This is a genomic window from Pontibacter actiniarum (genome assembly GCF_003585765.1).
GTDB lineage: Bacteria > Bacteroidota > Bacteroidia > Cytophagales > Hymenobacteraceae > Pontibacter > Pontibacter actiniarum.
The window spans coordinates 2,770,096-2,789,541 of the sequence record NZ_CP021235.1; the positions used below are offsets into that span (position 1 = coordinate 2,770,096).

A 19,446-nucleotide genomic window follows, 5' to 3' on the forward strand; every position below is an offset into this window, starting at 1 on the left:
AACGTATAGCTATTTTATATTAAGTAAGTACTTATAACTTTGTCTGTTTGAGAACATACAGTGTTGCATATGGAGAAGAAGGATTTTCAGCACATACATCTTATCGCCATGGGCGGTAGCATCATGCACAACCTGGCGCTGGCCCTGCACGACAAGGGCCTGAAAGTGACGGGCTCGGATGATGAGATTTACGAACCCGCCAAAAGCCGCCTGGCCGCCGCAGGCATACTGCCGGAGCAGGAAGGCTGGTTTCCGGAGAAACTGGATGCCGGGCCCGATGCCGTTATACTGGGCATGCACGCCCGCGCCGACAACCCGGAGCTGCTGCGCGCACAGGAGCTGAACCTCCCGATCTACTCCTTCCCGGAGTTCATTTACGAGCAGAGCCGCGACAAGCAGCGCGTCGTAATCGGCGGCAGCCACGGCAAAACCTCCATCACCTCCATGATCATGCACGTGCTGCAGCACATCGGCCGCAAGTTCGACTACGCCGTAGGCGCGCAGCTGGAGGGCTTCGACCGCATGGTGAAACTCTCGGACGATGCGCCGGTCATTATCATCGAGGGAGACGAGTACCTGTCTGACCCAATCAAGCGCGTGCCCAAGTTCCACCTGTACCACCACCACATAGGCGTGATCAGCGGCATCAGCTGGGACCACATCAACGTGTTCCCGGACCCGGACATATACCGCGACCAGTTCCGCATTTTTGCGGAGATGACCCCGAAAGCCGGTACGCTCATCTACAACCAGGACGATGAGCAGGTGCAGCTGGTAAGCGTGCCGCGTAACCCGGCCGATATCTCCTACATCGGCTACGGCGTGCATGAGCACAGCATCCGCGACGGCAAGACCATCCTCCACACCAAGAAGGACGGCGATGTAGCGGTGCAGCTCTTCGGGGAGCACAACCTGCGCAACATCAACGCGGCGAAAGAAGTGTGCAAAAAGATAGGCGTGAAAGCGCATGATTTCTATGAAGCGCTGAAAACCTTTAAGGGAGCGGCCAAGCGCCTGCAGAAGCTGGGAGAGTCGGCCACGGCTAACATTTACCGCGATTTCGCCCATGCCCCGTCCAAGGTGAGAGCCACCACGGAGGCCGTGAAAAAGCAGTTCCCGGAGCGGACGCTGGTGGCCGTGCTGGAGCTGCACACCTTCAGCAGCCTGAACAAAAGCTTTATCCCGCAGTACGCCGGCGCCCTGGACCTGGCCGACGAGCCCATCGTTTACTTCAGCCCGAAAACGCTGGAGCACAAACGCATGGAGATGCTCACGCAAGAGGAACTGAAGGCGGCCTTCAAGAACCCGAACCTGAAAGTATACACCGACTCCGAGACACTGCAGCAGCACCTGCTGGAGCGCAGCTGGCAGAACGCCAACCTGCTGCTTATGAGCTCCGGAACCTATAACAACATTAACCTGGAGGCGCTGACACAGGCGGTTCTGAAAGCATAGCATATGAAACTGAACCTGAAACGCCCCATCGTTTTTTTTGACCTGGAAACCACCGGTACCGACATCAGCAAGGACCGCATCGTGGAGCTGAGCGCCCTGAAGATAATGCCCAACGGGGAGGAGATCCTGAAGACGCGCCGCATCAACCCCACCATCCCGATTCCGCTGGAGTCTAGCCTGATCCACAAGATCTACGACGAGGATGTGGCCGACTGCCCTACCTTTAAGCAGATCGCCAAAGACTTCGACAAGTTTCTGGAAGGCTGTGACCTGGGAGGCTATAATGTGCTGCGGTTCGATATTCCGCTGCTGGCCGAGGAGTTTCTGCGCTGCGATGTGGACTTTGACATTGAGAACCGCCACATTGTGGACGCCTGCCGTATTTTCCACCAGATGGAGCAGCGCACCCTGTCGGCGGCCTACAAGTTCTACTGCAACAAGCAGCTGGACAACGCCCACAGTGCAGAGGCAGACACCGTGGCCACCTACCACATCCTGATGGCGCAGCTGGACCATTACAAGGAAGCGCCGTTTGAGACCTCCGAGGGAATTACGGAGTACCCGGTGCAGAACGATATGTCCGCGCTGCACAAGTTCACCTTCCAGAAAACGGCAGACCTTTCCGGCCGCATCGTCTATAATAACTCCGGGCAGGAGGTGTTTAACTTCGGCAAGTATAAAAACGTGCCTGTGGAGGATGTGCTCAAGAAAGAACCGAGCTACTACGACTGGATGATGAAGGGCGAGTTCCCGCTCTACACGAAAAAGGTGCTGACCCGCATCAGGCTCCGCAACATGCAAATGTCCTAAGGCTGCAATCCTTCCAACAGAAAAGGGCCGCTGTACATGTACAGCGGCCCTTTTCTGTTGAAAGGACTATGTGACGTATAAAGAGCGGCTACCTTTTGCCTGCCCCCCTGCCCTCTCGGGTAGACCGGAGCACCGGCACATCCTTCAGCAGGGTGTTTTTCTCTGTAAACCTGTGCTCGCAGTTATTGCCCGGTGCCCTGGAGGAGCACTCGCAGCCTGTAATGCGGTTGCCGGAGAAAGTAAAATAGCAGAAACCACAGCCGGCAGACGACTTGCACATGTGTTTGGCGCCGTTGCTGCTCAGGTACAGGCTGTTGTCAGCCGCCAGGTCCAGCTCCAGCGCCATGCTTCTGAAAGCGCCGTTCTGCATCCCTAAGCCCACCAGGTAGTAGGCCGGCTCGTCCTCCTTCGTCTCCTGCACTTTGCGGATCATCACCTTGTCTACCACGGTGCCGTCTCCGAACTCGCGGATAAACGGCTGCATCAGCTGTGTGGTGGGCACAATATAGTCCACGCTGTCGAACACGACCTGGGCCAGCAGCCGGCCGTCGTACGGCGGCGGCGCCTCCGGCCCCTCAGGGTCGGTGCTTGCCTCTTCCTGTATAAACTCCCGGCCCGAGCAGCCGGCGGCGGCTACCGCCAGGAAAAGCAGCAGGTATAAAAAGTGTCCGAACTTAAGGGCAGCAAAGGGCGTGCTGCTTTTTTTGATTCCGTCCATGCAGGTGTGTTGTGTTATCTGGCCTTGTAATACTTCAGCGCCTCCGGCATGTGCTCCCTCAGGGCAGCCTGCCTGGTGCCGGCGCTTGGGTGGGTAGAAAGGAACTCAGGCGGCGCCTGCCCCCCGCTTTCCGCCTCCATTCGCTGCCAGAAAGATACAGCTTCTTCTGGATTATATCCAGCCATGGCCATAAAAATCAGCCCCAGCCGGTCAGCCTCCGACTCCTGCGTGCGGCCGTACTTTAACAGGCCCAGCTGGGAGCCAACGCCATACACCGACATCAGCAGGTTCTGTGCCGTGCCCGGCTGGGCACCGGCGAGTGCCGACAGTGTCTGGCCTCCAAACTGCTGCGCCAGCTGCTGGCTCATGCGCTCGTTGCCGTGCTTGGCAATGGCGTGGGCAATCTCGTGGCCCATCACCACGGCAAGCCCCGTCTCGTTTTGCGCCACAGGCAGAAGGCCGGTATATACCACCGTCTTACCACCGGCCATGGCGAAGGCGTTCACCTGGTCGTCCTGCACCAGGTTAAACTCCCACTGGAAACCCGCCAGCTCGTCCTGCAGCCCGTTGGCGGCCATGTAGCGCTCCACTGCGTTCTGGATGCGCTGCCCCACGCGCTTCACCATGGCCGTGGCCTGCGCGTCCCGAGACAGCTTGTTCTCGGCTAGGAATTGGTCATAGGCATCGTAGCTCAGCGACTGCATCTGCGCATCAGACACCAGGTTTAGCTGGCGGCGGCCCGTAATCGGCACCGTGGTACATGCTGCCAGCATCACCACGGCAACTATAAAAGCAATTGATTTCTTGTACATCGTTCTAAAATTTAGTGGCTACTAAAAAACCGGATTCAAATTTTGAACCAATTTTTCAAAAACCAAGCATTTATACATGGTTAAATTAACATAACTATATACTTACATTCGAAGTATGCTGTCATGCGCACTCACTACCGGCGCGACACAGGGTGCCGCACCTGTTCAGGTATACGTCACGGTGCATTTAAAATGTTATAGTGCCCCAGGCGGATACTAAATGTACGGCTACGCGGTTACAGGAGGTAGAACGAGAGACGGCAGGCCCTAATCCGGCGGATAAAATTTACCGCCCTTTTGCTGGGCCTCTACGTTAAAAGTCCTATTTTTGAAAACATAACAGAAGACAAAACAGCTAACGCCCTTTACATGAAGATACTTGCCATCGGCAGAAACTATGCCGAGCACATTGCAGAGCTTAAGAATGAGGTTCCGGACGAGCCTGTGATCTTTTTCAAGCCCGACACAGCCGTGCTCCGTAACAACGAGCCGTTTTACTACCCCGAGTATTCCAACGACGTGCACTACGAGGTGGAGCTGCTCCTGCGCATCGGCCGGGAGGGCAAAAACATCGAGAAGAAGTTCGCGCACAAGTACTACGACGCAATCGGCCTGGGCATTGACTTTACCGCCCGCGACCTGCAGGCAAAGGCGAAGGCCAAAGGCCTGCCCTGGACGCTGGCCAAGGGCTTTAACGGCTCCGCGCCAGTCTCTGAGTTTCTGCCGCTGGCTGACTTCCCGGACCTGCAGAACATCGGCTTCCGCCTGGAAGTGAACGGGGAAACGAAGCAGCGGGGCAACTCCGGCATGATGCTCTACGACTTCGACGATATCATCGCTTACATTTCAAAGTTCATCACCCTGAAGAAAGGGGACATCATTTACACGGGAACACCCGAGGGCGTAGGCCCTGTTAAAATAGGAGACAGACTGGAAGGATATGTTGAAGATAAGAAACTCCTCAATTTTGAAGTTAAATAAGAAGCAGCTAGCCACGGCTGTACTTGCCCTGTTTACCGCCTGGGGTGCCGAGGCGCAGGCTCCTCCAGCCGCGCCGTCAGCCCCTGCGGAGTCAAATTATTTTCTGTTCCCGATTAAGCCCGGGGAGCGCAACTACCTGTCCGGCACGATGGGGGAGATTCGCTCTAACCACTTCCACGGCGGCCTGGACATAAAAACGGAGCAGCGCGTGGGGCTGCCGGTGCATGCCGCCGCGGACGGTTATGTGTCGCGGGTAAAGCAGTCCAGCTACGGCTACGGCAACATCATCTACATTACCCATCCGAACGGGCTGGTAACCACGTACGCGCACCTGCTGGAGTACTACAAACCGCTGGCCGCCTACATGCTGCAGAAACAGTACGAGAAGCAGGCCTTTGACCTGGAGCTGTTTCCGGAGCCGGGGCAGTTCCCTGTGAAGCGCGGCGAGGTGATCGGCCTGTCCGGCAACACCGGGGGCTCAGGAGGGCCGCACCTGCACTTCGAGATCCGAGACAAGCAGGACCGCCTGTACAACCCGCTCAAGTATAAGTTCTCGGAGGTGATCGACACCACGCCGCCGGACATCTACAGCCTGGGCATTTCGCCGCTCAACATCTACGCCCGCGTAAACAATGAGTTCAGCCGCGAAGAGCTGCGCACCAAACAGGTGGGCTCCAACTACAGCATAGCAGACACCGTGTACGCGCACGGCCTGATCGGGCTGGAGCTGCAGACGATTGACCGCCTGGACGGTGCCGCGAATAAAAACGGCACGCAGGAGGTAACCCTGGTGGTGAACGGGGAGGAACTCTACCGCCACTACATCGACCAGGTGCCCTTCGAGCTGTCGCGGCAGGTGTCGCAGCACATCAACTACAACCAGTACAAAATGCGCGGGCGCACATTCCAGAAGGCCTTTGTGGACTATGGCAACGACCTGCCGCTCTACAAGACCAAGGAGCGCGACGGGCGCCTGACGGTGCAACCGGATTCGGTGTACAAAGTACAGCTGGTGGCCCGCGACTCTTACAACAACGTCTCAACGCTCAGCTTTGTGGTGAAGGGGCAGAAGCCCACGTTTACCCAAACGGTGGCCGCCAACGTTAAAAAGCCGGCCCTGGACTACGAGATCATGGGAAACGTGCTCAAGATAAGCGCCACCGACACCAATGCCACCCCGCAGAACATTGAACTGTATGTGGGTAACCAGGCACTGATGCTGGTGCCGAGCTATATGAAGAACTCCACCTCCGTGAGCCTCTACGACCTGCGCGCCGGCCTGCCGGACTCCATGCGCTTCTGCGGGTTGAGCACCGACTTTAAGCTGAAGCGGATGGTGCCGCCGGGCAAGGATTTCATGTTCTCGAACCGCGACATGAAGGTGCAGTTTGACAAGGAGTCGCTCTACGACACGCTGTACCTGCAAACAGACCTGGACAAGGGCGTGTACACGATCGGCGACTACTTTACGCCCCTGCACAAGGCGATGAAGGTGACCATCCGGCCCGACACCGCTGGCCTGGACCTGGGCAAGGCCGCCGTATACTTCCTGGGCACCGGCCGCGGCCGTGGCTACACCGGCGGCAAGTGGGAGGGCAACACCATCACCTTCACCACCAAAAACATGGGCAAGTTCAAAGTGCTCGAAGACACCAGGCCCCCGTACATCAGGCTGGTGAGCAAGAGCCGCAACGGCATCAGCTTTAAGGTATCAGACGATCTCTCGGGCCTGAACTCTTTTGACGCCTGGGTGGACGGCAAGTGGATTCTGATGAAGTATGAGCACAAAACCGCCACCATCTGGTCTGAAAAGCTAGACAAAAGTGTACCTTTGTCGGGTGAAGTAATTCTGAAGGTAAAGGATAACGCCGGCAACGAGGCCACCTATACGGGCAGGATATAAGTTTTGAAGCACGACACACGCATCACGATTCAAGACTTGAATTACCTCGTGGTACGTGCGTCGTGATTCTTGATACGAAATAGCGAACGATTAACTATGCAACTGAACACCGGAGACAAAGCACCCGAATTCGAAGGCAAAGACCAGAACGGCAATACGGTAAAGCTGAGCGACTACCGCGGCAAAAAGGTGATCCTGTACTTCTACCCGAAGGACAACACCAGCGGCTGCACCGCCCAGGCCTGCAACCTGCGCGATAACTACACAGGCCTGCAGCAGCAGGGCTACGAGGTAATCGGGGTGAGCACCGACAGCGAGAAGTCTCACCAGAACTTTATCGGCAAGCACGAGCTGCCCTTTACGCTCATAGCCGATACCGATAAGCAGATCGTGGAGCAGTACGGCGTGTGGCAGGAAAAATCGATGTACGGCCGCAAGTACATGGGCACCATGCGCTACACCTTTGTGATCGATGAGAACGGCCTGATACAGGACATCATTACGAAGGTGAAAACGAAAGAGCACGCCGCTCAGATCCTCAAGTAACAGAGCAAACATGCAAACGCAGCTATCCGACCAAGGTGGCTGCGTTTTTTTTGTTATATTTACCCTTGCGAAGGCCCTAAGCTTCACTTACTCAAGCATAAAGCCAACGTACAACAAGTGAGGAAAACCTTTATTCAATCCATAATTCTTTAACTTACAAACTGTGAATCCACACAATCAAAGCATTGACGAGCTGAAGCAGACCGCCGCACAAGTACGCCGCGACATCGTGCGCATGGTGCATGCCGTTAACTCTGGCCACCCGGGCGGCTCCCTGGGCTGTACAGACTACCTCGTGTCGCTCTACTTCCGCGTGATGAACTACAGCACCGACTTCACGATGGACGGCAAAGGCGAAGACCTGTTCTTCCTGTCCAACGGCCACATCTCCCCTGTCTTTTACAGCACGCTGGCCCGCGCCGGTTTCTTTGATGTAGCAGAGCTTGCCACTTTCCGCAAACTGAACTCCAGGCTGCAGGGCCACCCGACCACCCACGAAGGGCTTCCGGGCGTGCGCATTGCATCCGGCTCCCTGGGCCAGGGGCTTTCTGCCGCAGTTGGTGCCGCACAGGCAAAGAAGCTTAACAACGACGACAGCCTGGTGTACGTGCTGATGGGCGACGGAGAGTTGGAGGAAGGCCAGATCTGGGAGGCGGCCATGTATGCCCCGCACCACAAGGTGGATAACCTGATTGCCACGGTGGACCGCAACGGCCAGCAGATTGACGGCTCGACGGAGGAAGTAATGCACCTGGGCGACCTGCGCGCTAAGTTCGAGGCCTTTGGCTGGCACGTGCTGGAAGCCGACGGAAACAACTTTGAGCTGCTGCTGCCTGCACTGGAAGAAGCCAAAGCCGCAACAGGCAAGGGCAAGCCGGTTATCATCCTGATGAACACAGAAATGGGTTACGGGGTAGATTTCATGATGGGCTCTCACAAATGGCATGGCGTGGCTCCGAACGACGAGCAGCTGGAGATCGCCCTGCAGCAGCTGGCCGTTAACGTAGCCGCTGACTATTAATTTATACTTTAGGGCCAAAAACCCGTCTGTCTTCCGGTGGTAGTATAATGGCAAACTGGTGCACGCGAATGGTAGCCTTGCTTTTGTTGCTGATGCTCTCGGCAGCACAGGCCTCTTTTGCCCAGGACGGTAAGCCCAAAACGCGCATCCTCTTCCTGCTGGATGCCTCGGGGAGCATGCTGGCGAAGTGGGAAGGCAGCGACCGCATGGAGGTGGCTAAGAACCTGCTGGCGCACCTGGTAGACTCCCTGGACCGCCACGAGAACGTGGAGGTGGCACTGCGGGTGTACGGGCACCAGTTTGGCCGCGAGCGCAACGACTGTAAGGACACGAAGCTGGAGGTGGCTTTCGGAGAGGATAACGCTGAGGCCATCAAGAAGAAGCTGGTGGAGATTGTGCCACGTGGAAACACGCCCATCACGTACTCGCTGCAGCAGGCGGCGGGCGATTTCCCGGAAGAGCGTTCGCGCAACGTGCTCATCCTGATAACGGACGGTCTGGAATCCTGCGGCGGCGACCCTTGCGCCACATCGGAGGCCCTGCAGAAAAAGCGGATTTTCCTGCGCCCCTTCGTAATCGGCATCGGCATAGAGCCGCAGCACGAGAAGCAGTTAAGCTGCATCGGCCAGTACTTTAACGCTGCCGATGTCGAGACGTTTGAGACGGTGCTCACCGAGATTGTGACGCAGGCGCTGAGCCAGACCACCGTAAGCGTAGAGCTGCTCGATGACCAGAACCGGCCAACGGAGACAAACGTGAACATGACGTTTGTAAATGCGCTGACCGGCGAAGCCGAGTATAACTACGTGCACTACCTGGATGGTAAGGGCAAGCCAGACGTGCTGGATGTGGACGCGCTCCTACCCTACCACCTGCAGGTAAACACCGTGCCGCCGGTGCTGGAGCGCAACCTCAACATCACGCCCGGTAAACACAACGTGGTGAAGGTACAAGCGCCCCAGGGTGAGTTATACCTGCGCCAGGACGGCCCTTCGCCCTACGGGCAGCTGAATGCCATTGTGCGCCAGGCCGGCTCGGACGAGACACTGAACGTGCAGCGCTTCGGCAACAGCCAAAAGTACCTGACCGGCAAGTATGACCTGGAGATCCTGACGATGCCGCGCATGCAGCTCAAAGGGGTAACGCTGGAGCAGGGGAAAACCAACACGGTGACCATTCCGCCGCCGGGCCAGTTGGCCATCCCCTCGCAGGTGCAGGGCTTTGGCGGCGTGTATGAGCTGGTGGAAGGCGGAGGCCAGCGCTGGCTCTGCAACTTACCGGAAGACAACAGCAAAGTGACCCTTGCCCTGCAGCCGGGCAAGTATAAATTAGTGTACCGTATGAAATCAGCCCAGTCGAGCAAGTTCACCTTTGTACAGGACTTCACTATTCGGTCGGGCGCCACAACAACCGTTAAAATTTTCAACAGATAATAAAACGCGCATGCCGCGGCATACGCGTTCTTCCTGACCTTAAGAAGAATATGATAAAGATGAAAGAGTATACTTATACAGAGAAAAAAGACACGCGCTCCGGCTTTGGGGACGGTCTGCTGGAGGTTGGACGCCAGAACCCCAACGTGGTAGGCCTTTGCGCCGACCTGATCGGCTCCCTGAAAATGGGCGCTTTCCAGAAAGAGTTCCCGGAGCGCTTCTTCCAGGTGGGTATCGCAGAGGCGAACATGATGGGCCTTGCCGCCGGTATGACCATTGGCGGTAAGATCCCGTACACCGGTACGTTTGCCAACTTCTCAACGGGCCGCGTATACGACCAAATCCGTCAGTCTATCGCCTACTCCGGTAAAAACGTGAAGATCTGTGCTTCGCACGCTGGCCTCACCCTGGGTGAGGACGGTGCCACGCACCAGATCCTGGAAGACATCGGCATGATGAAAATGCTGCCGGGCATGACCGTTATCAACCCGTGCGACTACAACCAGACCAAAGCCGCCACCATTGCCATCGCCGAGTACGACGGGCCGGTGTACCTGCGCTTCGGCCGCCCGGTTGTGCCTATTTTCACGCCTGCAGACCAGAAGTTCGAAATCGGCAAAGCGGTGATGCTCAACGAGGGAACTGACGTGAGTATCTTTGCGACAGGCCACCTGGTGTGGAAAGCCATCCTCGCCGGTCAAATCCTGGCCGACAAAGGCATCTCTGCAGAGATCATCAACATTCACACCATCAAGCCACTGGATACAGAGGCCGTACTGGCATCGGTTGCTAAAACAGGCTGTGTGGTATCGGCTGAGGAGCACAACCGCATCGGCGGCCTCGGCGATAGCATTGCGCAGGCATTGGCTACAAGCAAGCCGGCTCCGCAGGAGTATGTGGCTGTAAACGATACCTTTGGCGAGTCTGGCACACCGGAGCAGCTGATGGAGAAGTACGGCCTGAGCGAAAACGACATTGTGGCTGCCGCCGAACGCGCTATCAGCAGAAAGAACGGCTAAAGCGCAAGCAGCGCTGTTGCTTCGGCAACGATAGCTTACCATAGAAAAGAGCCGCAGGAGGTTTCCTGCGGCTCTTTTCTTTTTATGGAGGAGCATTCTGGCGCCCCCCCCCGCTTGTTCCCCCGCCTGTCCCTGCTTCTACTGCCATTCCGCCACCTCTGCCTAACCCCCTTTCTGGCAACTGCAGAGCTCTCCATCAACATGGGCAGAAGGTGTTTTAGGCTGCAGGCTTCCAACTATTTAAGCGAAGGCAGCGGCAACGCAGGAGTTTCTCCTGAACCAGCAGTTACATCATGGCCTCCAGAGCGGTGCAACAGGAAAGAATAGCGCCGGCGGGCCGAACCTTTAGGCAAAGCCATTATATTTGTAACGGAGGTGTGGACATCACCCAGCACCTTCCAGCAGCTGAAACACCCTTGGAAGACAAAGAGCTTTTAGAGAAATTCGCCCAGCCTGAGAGCCGTAACATGGCCTTTAACCAACTTGTGCGCAAGTACCAGCAAAAGATCTACTGGCACATCCGCAAGATGGTGATCGACCATGACGACGCCGACGACCTGACGCAGGAGGTATTTCTGAAAGTATGGAAGAACCTGGACAATTTCCGGCAGGATGCGCAGCTATACACCTGGATTTACCGTATTGCCACCAACGAGTGCCTTTCCTTCCTTTCCAGCAAAAAACGGAGGTTTTTCCTGCCCCTGAACGATGTAACCGCCGAGCTGATGGAAAAGGTGGCGTCCTCCCCCGACCTGGCGGGCGATGAAGTACAGCAGAAGCTACAGAAAGCCATCCTGCGCCTACCCGACAAGCAGCGCCTCGTCTTCAACATGAAGTATTTTGATGAGATGAAGTATGAGGAGATGTCGCAGATACTGGGCACTTCCGTGGGGGCCCTGAAGGCCTCTTACCACATTGCCGTGAAAAAAGTAGAGGAATTTCTAAAGCAGGATTAAACTTTAAACCACGAGGCGCATCTAACGATATAGAGTTCACCAACATGAATAAAAACCTAAAGCTCAGCGACATACCAAAGCGCAACCCGTACCAGGTGCCCGAAGGCTACTTCGACCGCCTGCCGATGCGTGTGATGGAGCAAACCGCCTCCCGTGAAAAGCCAGCCTGGCAACAGGTGCTGTGGCGGCCTGTGCGCCTGGCAACGGCTCCGCTGGCCCTGCTACTGCTTCTTGCGGGCGTGTATGTGGCCAACCTGCCGGAGCAGCCGGAGCAGCAGCTAGTAAACCTGGCCGCGGTCTCTGACACGGACATTGTGCAGTACCTGAGCACCTACGCCACACTGGAAACAACGGACTTTGAAGAGCTCAGCACCCTGCGGGAACAGGAGTTGCCCGCCGAGCTTTTAAACGTGAGTGCAACAGCCGCCGAAGAGGAGCTGGAATATTATACCCTGGACGATATTGAATACTAATCACCCATGAAGCATTACCTTTTTATTTTGATTTTATGCTGCGCACTCACCACCCTTGGCAGTACAGCTGCCTTGGCGCAGGAGGGCAGCAAACAGGAACGCCGGGAAAACGTGGAGGCGGCAAAAACGGCCTTCCTGACGGATAAGATGGAGCTTACAGCAGAGCAGGCCCAAAAGTTCTGGCCCCTTTACAACGAGTACGAGAGCAAGCGGCGCACCCTCGTTAAAGGCTACCGCAGCGGCTACAGAGAGAATGTGGAGGAGCTGAGCGAGCAGGAGGCAAAAACCAGGCTAGACAATATGTTCGTCATCAAAGAGCGAGAACTGAACCTGGAGAAGGAATACGCCAACAAGTACCTGCGCATCATTTCTTCCAAGCAGCTGATAAAGCTGTACCGCGGCGAGCGGGAGTTTACCAAAATGCTCCTGAAGCGCCTGGATGACAGAAGCGCAAGCAACTGAATTTCAATTGGCTAAAGTTGAAAAGGAGAAGGCACTACCGTAACCGGAGTGCCTTTCTCTTTCTTTATACTTTCTCTGCTTCAGATCAGAAAAGCATCTTTGTCAGGAGTTCTTCTGCTCGGCAATCCACTCATCCACCTTCTTCTCCAGCACGGCCAGGGGCATAACGCCGCCTTTCAGGATCACATCATGGAAGGCACTGATGGAGAACCTGTCGCCTAGTTGCTGCTCTGCCCGCTGGCGCAGTTCCTTTATCTTCAGCTCCCCTATTTTATAGCTCAGGGCCTGCCCCGGCAGGGCCATGTAACGCTCTATCTCGGCCACGGCGGCCTCGCGGCTCGTCAGCTCGTTATCCAGTGAGTACTGGATGGCTTGCTCCCGGGTCCACCCTTTGGCGTGCATCCCTACATCCACCACCAGCCGGATGGCCCGGTGCATTTCATCGCTCAGGCGCCCGAAGTACTGGTAGGGGTCTGTGTAAAGGCCCAGCTCTTTGCCGAGGCTCTCCGCGTACAAAGCCCACCCCTCGCCAAAGGCGCCGTACCAGGCGTACTGCCGGAACCGTGGCAAACCCTCCTGCTCCTGCTGAATGGAGATCTGGTAGTGGTGCCCCGGAATGGCTTCGTGCAGGAAGAGCGACTCCATGCCTACCATGTTGTACTTGCCGGCGTCCAGAATCGGCACATAGAAGATTCCCGGCCGGGAGCCGTCCGGCGCAGGCGGGTTATACTCCGCACTCGCCGATGCCGCCCGGAACGCCTCCGTCTGCCGCACCTCAAACTTCGATTTTGGGGTGATGCCGAACAGTTTGCCCAGCTGCGGCTCCATGCGCTGCGCTATCGCATCATAGGCGCCAAGCACCTCCTCCGGCGAGTTGAAGGGAGTGAATTTCGGGTTGTCGTTGACGTACTTGAAGAACGCAGCCAGATCACCTTTAAAACCCACCTGCTCTTTTACCTGCTCCATTTCACCCCGGATGCGGGCCACCTCCTGCTGCCCTATCTCAAAAATCTGGTCGGGCGTCATGTCAGTGGTAGTCCAGTAGCGCACCAGGAACCTGTAGTACTCATCGCCCCCCTTGATGCCGCTAATACCGGTGGTGGCACGGCTCTTGGGCAGGTACTCCTGCTGCATAAAGTCATACAGCTTTTTGTAGGTCGGGATCACCTCCTCCTGGATGGCCTTGGTGTAAGCCCGGCGAATGCTGTCTTTTTGCGAAGCGGTAAAGTTATCCGGCAGGTTTTCCACCGGAGCCCAGAAAATGGTTTTGGTGGGCTCGTCGACCACCATGGCCTGCAGCTGGGGCAGTACTTTTTGGGTGAGGGTGCGCGGGAGCACGACTCCCATACGTATCCCTTTGCGCATGTTGGCTATGGCCGTATCGCCCCAGACGGTGAAGCCTTTTATACGCCCCAGGAAGTCCTGGTAGTCTTCCGGAGTTTTAAAGGGCTGGTTGCTGGAGCCAGACCCCAGCTGTGCCATGGTGATAGGCAGGCTCCAGAACTGGTTAATCGGCAGCAGGCTGGCAGGCTGCTCCAGCCCCTCCAGCGACACCTCCATTTCATACTTAAAGATATCGTAGCTGACCTGCTCCTGCTCGTTAAGCTGGCTGCGGTCGATGGCTTTGATCTTGCCCAGGTAGCGCTGATACAGCTGGCGCACCTGCTCCTGGTGCTGCTGGCTCAGGTCGTTGGGCAACTGATCGTTGTAGCGGTTATCGGCGATGGCAGTAGCCTCCAGCGGAAACAGCTTCAGGCGCTCCTCATAGTAGTTCTCAAAGAGCCGGGCAAGGTTTTGCTCAGCGGCCACCGCTTCAGAGCCTTGCTGTTGTTCGGATGTGCGGGAGCAGCTAACGGCGCCGAGCGACGCCGCCACCAGCACGGCACATAAAGTGAGTCGATGTTTTTTCATAGGCTTTTGATTTAAAAACGGGAAAGAGGGCACTCTAAAGAGAAAAGCACTCCATCTATGCCTTAAAATAACAAAAAAAGGTGAGACTTTACGCCTCACCTCCTCCATAGGTGCTATCTGCCTTCTTGCTTTGCTTCGGTCCTTCCAAAGTACACCGCGTGGCCAAAGGAAGGCAAACCGGTATTGGCTAGTACGCATCCATAAGAAAGTGAATTTCTTCCGTAGTTTTAAACTCCATCGGCTTCTGGCCCTGCAGGAAAACGCGTGCCGTGTGTGGCCCCAGCAGCTTTACGCCATCGCCCTTCACCCGCAGCATACTGCCTTCACGGAGGCCGATCACCGGCTGGCGGTTATGGTGGTGAAACTCAGCGATGCGGGTATCCCGGGTTTCGCCCATGTGCGTGGAGTTCGGGTCCGGGTCCTGAAAGTGCGGGTTGATGTTGAAAGGCACCAGTTGCAGCGCGTCAAAGGTTTTCACGTGCACAATGGGCATATCGTTGGTTGTGCCGATGGTTCTGCCTGCCACATTTGTGCCGGCGCTGGTGCCCATGTACGGCATGCCCTTCAGCACGCGGTGGCGCAGCGGCTCCACCAGCTTATTGGCGTACAGGTTGCGCAGCAGCACAAAGGTATTGCCGCCGCCAATAAACACGGCCTCTGCCTCGTTTACGGCCTTCACCGGGTCGTCGTACTCGTGCACGCCGCTCACGCTGATGCCCCACCTCTCGAATGCCTCACGCGCCTTGGCGGTGTAGTCGGAGTGCGAAATGCCTCCCGGACGGGCGTAAGGTATAAACAGGATGCTCTTTTTCCCTTCCAGCAGGGACTTTATCTCTTCTTCGGCGTGCTCCAGGTAGCCGGTGCCGTGCGTGGTCGAGGTGCTGATCAATAGTAAGTTTCTGCTCATACCCAAAGGTATAAATTTTGAGTGGGTGAAGGAGCAAGCAAGCCGATTTTGATTGCCGGGAATTAGGAGAGGGCCGGGAAATTAACAGCTGCAGCAGGCTCAAAGCACGCCCCATGGCCGCAACTGCCTTTACTGCGGCACTACTTCTTTCGCTTGTGGTGCTTGAGCCTGAGCTTGATTGTCTCGGTGTAGGGGTCCAGCTGGCGGTAGCTGGTAAGCGCGCGCACCAGGCCAATGCTCTTAAGGTCATACAGGAACCACAGCTCCACATAAAAGTCGTGCAGCCAGTAGAGATCTATCTTACACCAGCCCTTGATGCGATGGTGCAGGTAATGCCCCTGCTCCAGGGCCAGCTCAGCCTGCAGGTGTGGCGGCAGCTCATTAAATTCTTCGGCAGTCATGGGTAAATATCTACTTCACTATCCAACATTTTATAAAAAAGGCTGCGCAAGGCAGCCTTTATAGTTTAACGTAAATTTCCTGAGTTTGGTCTAGTTCAGGTGCAGGGTGTACAGCTCGAAGCGTGTAGAGGCAAAACTCCAGTGCGACGGCGAGGGGTGAATCTCTATCCCATCCTCATCCATGATAGTGACAGCAAATCCGTCGCCCTGGTTAAGAGGCTCCGTGAAGTGCTTCACAGGATACACCTTTCCTTCTTCGATCCACTCATCCGGAGCGAAGGCTGGCATCGACGCATCCACGCACTTCGCGTAAACGGCCATATAGCTTGGGGGTACGAATAAATTAACCATATTAGATAAACATTTCCAGAAAGATAAAAAATTCCTGCATAACAGGAAATTAGCGGTGCCATATTTATGCGGCCCACACGCCGAAACTCAAAAAGCGTGCCTCGGCAAGTATAACCTGCAAACGCACCAGAGGTTTACAGAAATTATGACACGCTGGCGTACCTTATGGCCGTACTGGCGAAGTACTCCCCCGGAATTGGCAGCTTAATCGGCAGATGTTCCGTATGAACAAGTTCGAGTTTGAACTATAGCATAATAAAACAGGCTTATGGAAGCAGCATCACAAAAAAGCAGGAGCAGCCACAGGCACTCCTTTGTCGCGGCACCGCGCGTGTGGGGGCTCAAAACGGTATTTGTAAACCTTTACTACGCGGCAAACCCGGATGGCTCCTGGGTGTTGATAGACACAGGCGTGCCCGGTTCGGCCGCGAAGGTGAAGCAGGCGGCAGAGGAGATCTTTGGCAAGGACAACCGGCCACGCGCCATCTTACTCACCCACGGCCACTTCGACCACATTGGCTCCGTTAAGGAGTTGGCCGAAGAGTGGGATGTGCCGGTGTACGCCCACCCCATGGAACTTCCATATATCACCGGCTTGTCCAGCTACCCCCCGCCAGACCCAAGTGTAGGCGGCGGTGCGATGGCTTACATGGCGTTTGCCTACCCCAAAAAACCTATCAACATTAAAAGCAGGGTGGAGTTGCTGCCACCGGACGGGTCTGTTCCGGGCCTGGAAGGCTGGAAGTGGCTGCACACCCCCGGCCACAGCCCGGGGCACGTCTCTTTTTTCCGGGAGGAGGACAGGACGCTGATCGTGGGCGACGCCTTCAGCACCCGCGATGCGGAGTCGGCGGTGGCCGTGATGACGGAGAAGCGCGAAGTACACGGGCCTCCGGCGTATTTTACACCGGACTGGGGCTCTGCGCACCACTCCGTAGAAAAGCTCTATGAGTTGCAGCCGGAGATTGCCGCCTCCGGGCACGGCATGCCCATGCGCGGCAGAGAGCTGCAGCAGCAACTGGAGCGCCTGGTGCATGAGTTCTGGATCGTGGCCGTACCGAAGCACGGCCGCTATATACACGAGCCCGCCGTAACAGATGAGTACGGCGTGATATCGGTGCCGCCAGCAGCCAGCAACCCCGTGCCGAAGGTAATGGCAGTGGCAGGTGCTGTGGCCATAGCGGGGCTGGCATGGGCCGCCTGGAAAAGACGCGACAACTACAAAGAGGGGTACGGCTACGCCAAGCGGCAGCACGAGCCGCCCGCACAGCGGCCCTACTCTCACAACCGCGTGATGCAGGGAATGCCCGCCAACGTAGACCCTGACCACGACAACCCGCACGCACACACCAACAACTATCCATGATAAACAAAACGGCCAGAAGCTTTCTTCTGGCCGTTTTCTATTGCAATCACCTTTACCTAATCGTTGCTGTGGTTCTTTCTGCCGGAGCCGCTCCTGTTGCCGCCTCCGTCCTGTTTGTTTACGGTTGCCCAGGCGCGTTTCTCCGCCTCCTTGTGGCTTACGCCCCGCTTTTCGTACCCTTCCTCAATATGTTCTGCCTTACGCTTCTGTTTATCCGTATAGGCTGATTTATCTCCTCTTGCCATTGCTTAGTCCTTTCTTTTTCGTGCGACATCATTTTCAGATTCTTAAAGCTCCATCTGGTTTACGTGCACTTTTGTAAAACGATAGCCTGTTCGCACAACAGGCGCTACCGGCAAGGTTATCAGGCACCGAAGTATGCCGGAAGCATTCGCTTGGCTGCCCCTCCGGCAAAGTGCTTGTACCCGCGGTTTTTAAAAGTGCCTGCCTTCCCTTACCTTAAGGGCTGGGATAACGCATAAAAACATGCTGGAGAAGAAAAGTATCTTTAACTGGAGCGGCGGAAAGGACGCTTCGCTGTGCCTGCACCACGTACTGCAGCAGCAAGAGTACAGAGTAGAGGCTCTGCTCACAACCCTGAGCAGCACAACACAGCGTGTAAGCATGCACGGGGTGCGGGAAGAACTGCTCGAACTCCAGGCAAGGAGCCTGGGTCTCCCCCTCCGGAAGCTTTACCTGCCCGAGCAAGCCAGCATGAGTGCCTACAATAGCCTGATGGAGCAAACGCTGCGCCCACTACAGCAGCAGGGTATCCGGCACGCTGTTTTCGGCGACATTAACCTGGAGGACCTGCGCGCTTACCGGGAGCAGCAGCTGCAGCAGGTTGGCATGGAGGCCGTTTTCCCGCTGTGGGGCCGCTCCACCACTGAGCTCGTGCAGGAGTTTATGGGCCTGGGCTTTAAAGCTGTGGTGGTTTGCGTGAACGAGCGCTTACTCGATGCCTCTTTTGCAGGGCGCCCGTTTGATGCGGCTTTTCTCCGTGACCTGCCCGCCGGCGTGGACCCTGCCGGCGAGAACGGCGAGTTCCATACGTTTGTGTACGACGGCCCGATTTTTAAAGAGCCTATCCCCTATACACCAGGCGAGAAAGTGCGCAAAAGCTACGGCCCTCCAGCTTCTAAAGACGATCACTGCTTTAAAAAGGAAGACGAACCTGTTTTTGATACTGCTTTCTGGTTTTGTGATCTGCTGCCTGCGTAGTAGATCACAAAACCAAAGTGCAACCTTACCTGGCACAACTGCTACTTTAATCCCCACCTGTCATTTTTTCGCTGCTACACTCCTTGGAGAACGTCAACCAAATTCCCATCTGGTACAATCCCGCAGAACCCTCTTCTCAATAAAGTTCAATAAAACATATAGCGATACTTTTACTATGCACGCAGATTGTATGATCCTACCTGCAAAGGGATGCGCCACACTTACACCAACCTGCCTTATAGCATTTTACAAAACACTGGTCTAAGTGAGTTCAGAAGAATAGAGCCGACAGTTTTATTTAAATATAAGCACACTACGATATAATTATTATAACATATTAGCATACAGTATTGGATTAGATAATTCATAGTACCTATTTTGTCGTCGTTTTAATCCAACCACCTTATAGAGTTAAACCTTTACAACCAACCTTTTTATGAGAACCAAGCCTTTTGCCTCTTCCTTAGAGGCTAAAAGCATGTGGTGTACCCGCTCAGGCACTCGCTCGAGATGGCTAACTATGTGCTTTTTAATTATGTGGTGTCTGTTAAGCTCATATCAGACGAAAGCACAACAGTATACTGCTAACTTTACATCCTCTCCGGTTTTTTATGAGGGGTTTTGGTCCGGCGCCAAAACACACGCTACTGTAACTATTGGCGGCACCGAGTATGACGTTACAGTAGGCCAGGTAACAAAC

Annotated in this window: 20 protein-coding genes; 13 read left to right on the top strand and 7 right to left on the bottom strand. The window is 55.7% G+C overall.

Features of this window, described 5'->3' with window-relative positions; all coding sequences use genetic code 11:
* Positions 1-69: 69 nt before the first annotated feature.
* Together CA264_RS11965 and CA264_RS11970 are read left to right on the top strand one after the other, a co-directional pair.
* Complete coding sequence (locus CA264_RS11965) at positions 70-1,455, top strand: UDP-N-acetylmuramate--L-alanine ligase (protein ID WP_025607431.1); 1,386 nt, start codon at positions 70-72, stop codon at positions 1,453-1,455.
* A gap of 3 nt (positions 1,456-1,458) precedes the next feature.
* The gene (locus CA264_RS11970; RefSeq protein ID WP_025607433.1) at positions 1,459-2,265 is read left to right on the top strand and encodes a 3'-5' exonuclease; all 807 of its coding nucleotides are present in this window, start codon (positions 1,459-1,461) and stop codon (positions 2,263-2,265) included.
* An 88-nt stretch (positions 2,266-2,353) separates the two neighbouring features.
* Here CA264_RS11970 and CA264_RS11975 read toward each other — a convergent pair whose 3' ends face one another.
* Together CA264_RS11975 and CA264_RS11980 are read right to left on the bottom strand one after the other, a co-directional pair.
* The gene (locus tag CA264_RS11975; RefSeq protein WP_025607435.1) at positions 2,354-2,983 is read right to left on the bottom strand and encodes a hypothetical protein; all 630 of its coding nucleotides are present in this window, start codon (positions 2,981-2,983) and stop codon (positions 2,354-2,356) included.
* Positions 2,984-2,997: 14 nt separating this feature from the next.
* Positions 2,998-3,795, bottom strand: coding sequence for a M48 family metallopeptidase (locus tag CA264_RS11980; RefSeq protein WP_025607437.1), 798 nt, complete (start codon positions 3,793-3,795; stop codon positions 2,998-3,000).
* Between the two features lie 369 nt (positions 3,796-4,164).
* On the opposite strand from CA264_RS11980, the gene CA264_RS11985 reads away from it, so the two are divergent.
* The 9 genes from CA264_RS11985 to CA264_RS12025 all read left to right on the top strand — a co-directional run bounded on the left by CA264_RS11985 (position 4,165) and on the right by CA264_RS12025 (position 12,589).
* Complete coding sequence (locus CA264_RS11985) at positions 4,165-4,776, top strand: fumarylacetoacetate hydrolase family protein (protein WP_025607440.1); 612 nt, start codon at positions 4,165-4,167, stop codon at positions 4,774-4,776.
* On the top strand, positions 4,763-6,679 hold the full coding sequence (locus CA264_RS11990; RefSeq protein WP_025607441.1) for a M23 family metallopeptidase: 1,917 nt from the start codon (positions 4,763-4,765) through the stop codon (positions 6,677-6,679). The genes CA264_RS11985 and CA264_RS11990 overlap by 14 nt, the downstream gene beginning before the upstream one ends.
* 96 nt (positions 6,680-6,775) lie before the next feature.
* Positions 6,776-7,225 (top strand): thioredoxin-dependent thiol peroxidase, encoded by a 450-nt coding sequence (bcp, locus tag CA264_RS11995; RefSeq protein WP_025607442.1) that lies wholly within the window; start codon positions 6,776-6,778, stop codon positions 7,223-7,225.
* A 163-nt stretch (positions 7,226-7,388) separates the two neighbouring features.
* Entirely contained in the window at positions 7,389-8,246 is an 858-nt protein-coding gene (locus CA264_RS12000) for a transketolase (protein ID WP_025607444.1), read from the top strand.
* Between the two features lie 68 nt (positions 8,247-8,314).
* Positions 8,315-9,679, top strand: a complete 1,365-nt coding sequence (locus CA264_RS12005) for a vWA domain-containing protein (protein ID WP_237151112.1) — start codon at positions 8,315-8,317, stop codon at positions 9,677-9,679.
* A gap of 59 nt (positions 9,680-9,738) precedes the next feature.
* Complete coding sequence (locus CA264_RS12010; protein ID WP_025607448.1) at positions 9,739-10,698, top strand: transketolase family protein; 960 nt, start codon at positions 9,739-9,741, stop codon at positions 10,696-10,698.
* Between the two features lie 416 nt (positions 10,699-11,114).
* Positions 11,115-11,654 (top strand): RNA polymerase sigma factor, encoded by a 540-nt coding sequence (locus tag CA264_RS12015; protein ID WP_025607450.1) that lies wholly within the window; start codon positions 11,115-11,117, stop codon positions 11,652-11,654.
* Positions 11,655-11,698: 44 nt separating this feature from the next.
* Complete coding sequence (locus CA264_RS12020; RefSeq protein WP_025607452.1) at positions 11,699-12,127, top strand: hypothetical protein; 429 nt, start codon at positions 11,699-11,701, stop codon at positions 12,125-12,127.
* A 6-nt stretch (positions 12,128-12,133) separates the two neighbouring features.
* The gene (locus CA264_RS12025; protein WP_025607454.1) at positions 12,134-12,589 is read left to right on the top strand and encodes a hypothetical protein; all 456 of its coding nucleotides are present in this window, start codon (positions 12,134-12,136) and stop codon (positions 12,587-12,589) included.
* A 102-nt stretch (positions 12,590-12,691) separates the two neighbouring features.
* On the opposite strand, the gene CA264_RS12030 is transcribed toward CA264_RS12025, so the two are convergent.
* The 4 genes from CA264_RS12030 to CA264_RS12045 all read right to left on the bottom strand — a co-directional run bounded on the left by CA264_RS12030 (position 12,692) and on the right by CA264_RS12045 (position 16,129).
* Positions 12,692-14,500 (bottom strand): DUF885 domain-containing protein, encoded by a 1,809-nt coding sequence (locus CA264_RS12030; protein ID WP_025607456.1) that lies wholly within the window; start codon positions 14,498-14,500, stop codon positions 12,692-12,694.
* A gap of 187 nt (positions 14,501-14,687) precedes the next feature.
* Positions 14,688-15,407 (bottom strand): dipeptidase PepE, encoded by a 720-nt coding sequence (pepE, locus tag CA264_RS12035; RefSeq protein WP_025607458.1) that lies wholly within the window; start codon positions 15,405-15,407, stop codon positions 14,688-14,690.
* A 140-nt stretch (positions 15,408-15,547) separates the two neighbouring features.
* Entirely contained in the window at positions 15,548-15,808 is a 261-nt protein-coding gene (locus tag CA264_RS12040) for a hypothetical protein (protein WP_025607460.1), read from the bottom strand.
* Positions 15,809-15,898: 90 nt separating this feature from the next.
* On the bottom strand, positions 15,899-16,129 hold the full coding sequence (locus CA264_RS12045; RefSeq protein WP_025607462.1) for a hypothetical protein: 231 nt from the start codon (positions 16,127-16,129) through the stop codon (positions 15,899-15,901).
* Positions 16,130-16,427: 298 nt separating this feature from the next.
* On the opposite strand from CA264_RS12045, the gene CA264_RS12050 reads away from it, so the two are divergent.
* On the top strand, positions 16,428-17,525 hold the full coding sequence (locus CA264_RS12050) for an MBL fold metallo-hydrolase (protein ID WP_025607464.1): 1,098 nt from the start codon (positions 16,428-16,430) through the stop codon (positions 17,523-17,525).
* A 56-nt stretch (positions 17,526-17,581) separates the two neighbouring features.
* On the opposite strand, the gene CA264_RS12055 is transcribed toward CA264_RS12050, so the two are convergent.
* Entirely contained in the window at positions 17,582-17,770 is a 189-nt protein-coding gene (locus tag CA264_RS12055) for a hypothetical protein (RefSeq protein ID WP_025607465.1), read from the bottom strand.
* Positions 17,771-18,011: 241 nt separating this feature from the next.
* On the opposite strand from CA264_RS12055, the gene CA264_RS12060 reads away from it, so the two are divergent.
* Complete coding sequence (locus CA264_RS12060; protein WP_036776112.1) at positions 18,012-18,746, top strand: Dph6-related ATP pyrophosphatase; 735 nt, start codon at positions 18,012-18,014, stop codon at positions 18,744-18,746.
* Positions 18,747-19,446: the final 700 nt, after the last annotated feature.

Excerpts from the sequence above, each read along its gene's own strand:
- pepE (WP_025607458.1), bottom strand. The coding sequence starts at position 15,407 with ATGAGCAGAAACTTACTATTGATCAGCACCTCGACCACGCACGGCACC.
- CA264_RS11965 (WP_025607431.1), top strand. The coding sequence starts at position 70 with ATGGAGAAGAAGGATTTTCAGCACATACATCTTATCGCCATGGGCGGT.
- CA264_RS11980 (WP_025607437.1), bottom strand. The coding sequence starts at position 3,795 with ATGTACAAGAAATCAATTGCTTTTATAGTTGCCGTGGTGATGCTGGCA.
- CA264_RS12060 (WP_036776112.1), top strand. The coding sequence starts at position 18,012 with ATGCTGGAGAAGAAAAGTATCTTTAACTGGAGCGGCGGAAAGGACGCT.
- CA264_RS11985 (WP_025607440.1), top strand. The coding sequence starts at position 4,165 with ATGAAGATACTTGCCATCGGCAGAAACTATGCCGAGCACATTGCAGAG.
- CA264_RS12050 (WP_025607464.1), top strand. The coding sequence starts at position 16,428 with ATGGAAGCAGCATCACAAAAAAGCAGGAGCAGCCACAGGCACTCCTTT.
- CA264_RS12040 (WP_025607460.1), bottom strand. The coding sequence starts at position 15,808 with ATGACTGCCGAAGAATTTAATGAGCTGCCGCCACACCTGCAGGCTGAG.
- CA264_RS11970 (WP_025607433.1), top strand. The coding sequence starts at position 1,459 with ATGAAACTGAACCTGAAACGCCCCATCGTTTTTTTTGACCTGGAAACC.
- CA264_RS12005 (WP_237151112.1), top strand. The coding sequence starts at position 8,315 with ATGGTAGCCTTGCTTTTGTTGCTGATGCTCTCGGCAGCACAGGCCTCT.
- CA264_RS12020 (WP_025607452.1), top strand. The coding sequence starts at position 11,699 with ATGAATAAAAACCTAAAGCTCAGCGACATACCAAAGCGCAACCCGTAC.
- CA264_RS12025 (WP_025607454.1), top strand. The coding sequence starts at position 12,134 with ATGAAGCATTACCTTTTTATTTTGATTTTATGCTGCGCACTCACCACC.
- CA264_RS11975 (WP_025607435.1), bottom strand. The coding sequence starts at position 2,983 with ATGGACGGAATCAAAAAAAGCAGCACGCCCTTTGCTGCCCTTAAGTTC.
- CA264_RS12045 (WP_025607462.1), bottom strand. The coding sequence starts at position 16,129 with ATGGCCGTTTACGCGAAGTGCGTGGATGCGTCGATGCCAGCCTTCGCT.
- CA264_RS12010 (WP_025607448.1), top strand. The coding sequence starts at position 9,739 with ATGAAAGAGTATACTTATACAGAGAAAAAAGACACGCGCTCCGGCTTT.
- bcp (WP_025607442.1), top strand. The coding sequence starts at position 6,776 with ATGCAACTGAACACCGGAGACAAAGCACCCGAATTCGAAGGCAAAGAC.
- CA264_RS12055 (WP_025607465.1), bottom strand. The coding sequence starts at position 17,770 with ATGGCAAGAGGAGATAAATCAGCCTATACGGATAAACAGAAGCGTAAG.
- CA264_RS12030 (WP_025607456.1), bottom strand. The coding sequence starts at position 14,500 with ATGAAAAAACATCGACTCACTTTATGTGCCGTGCTGGTGGCGGCGTCG.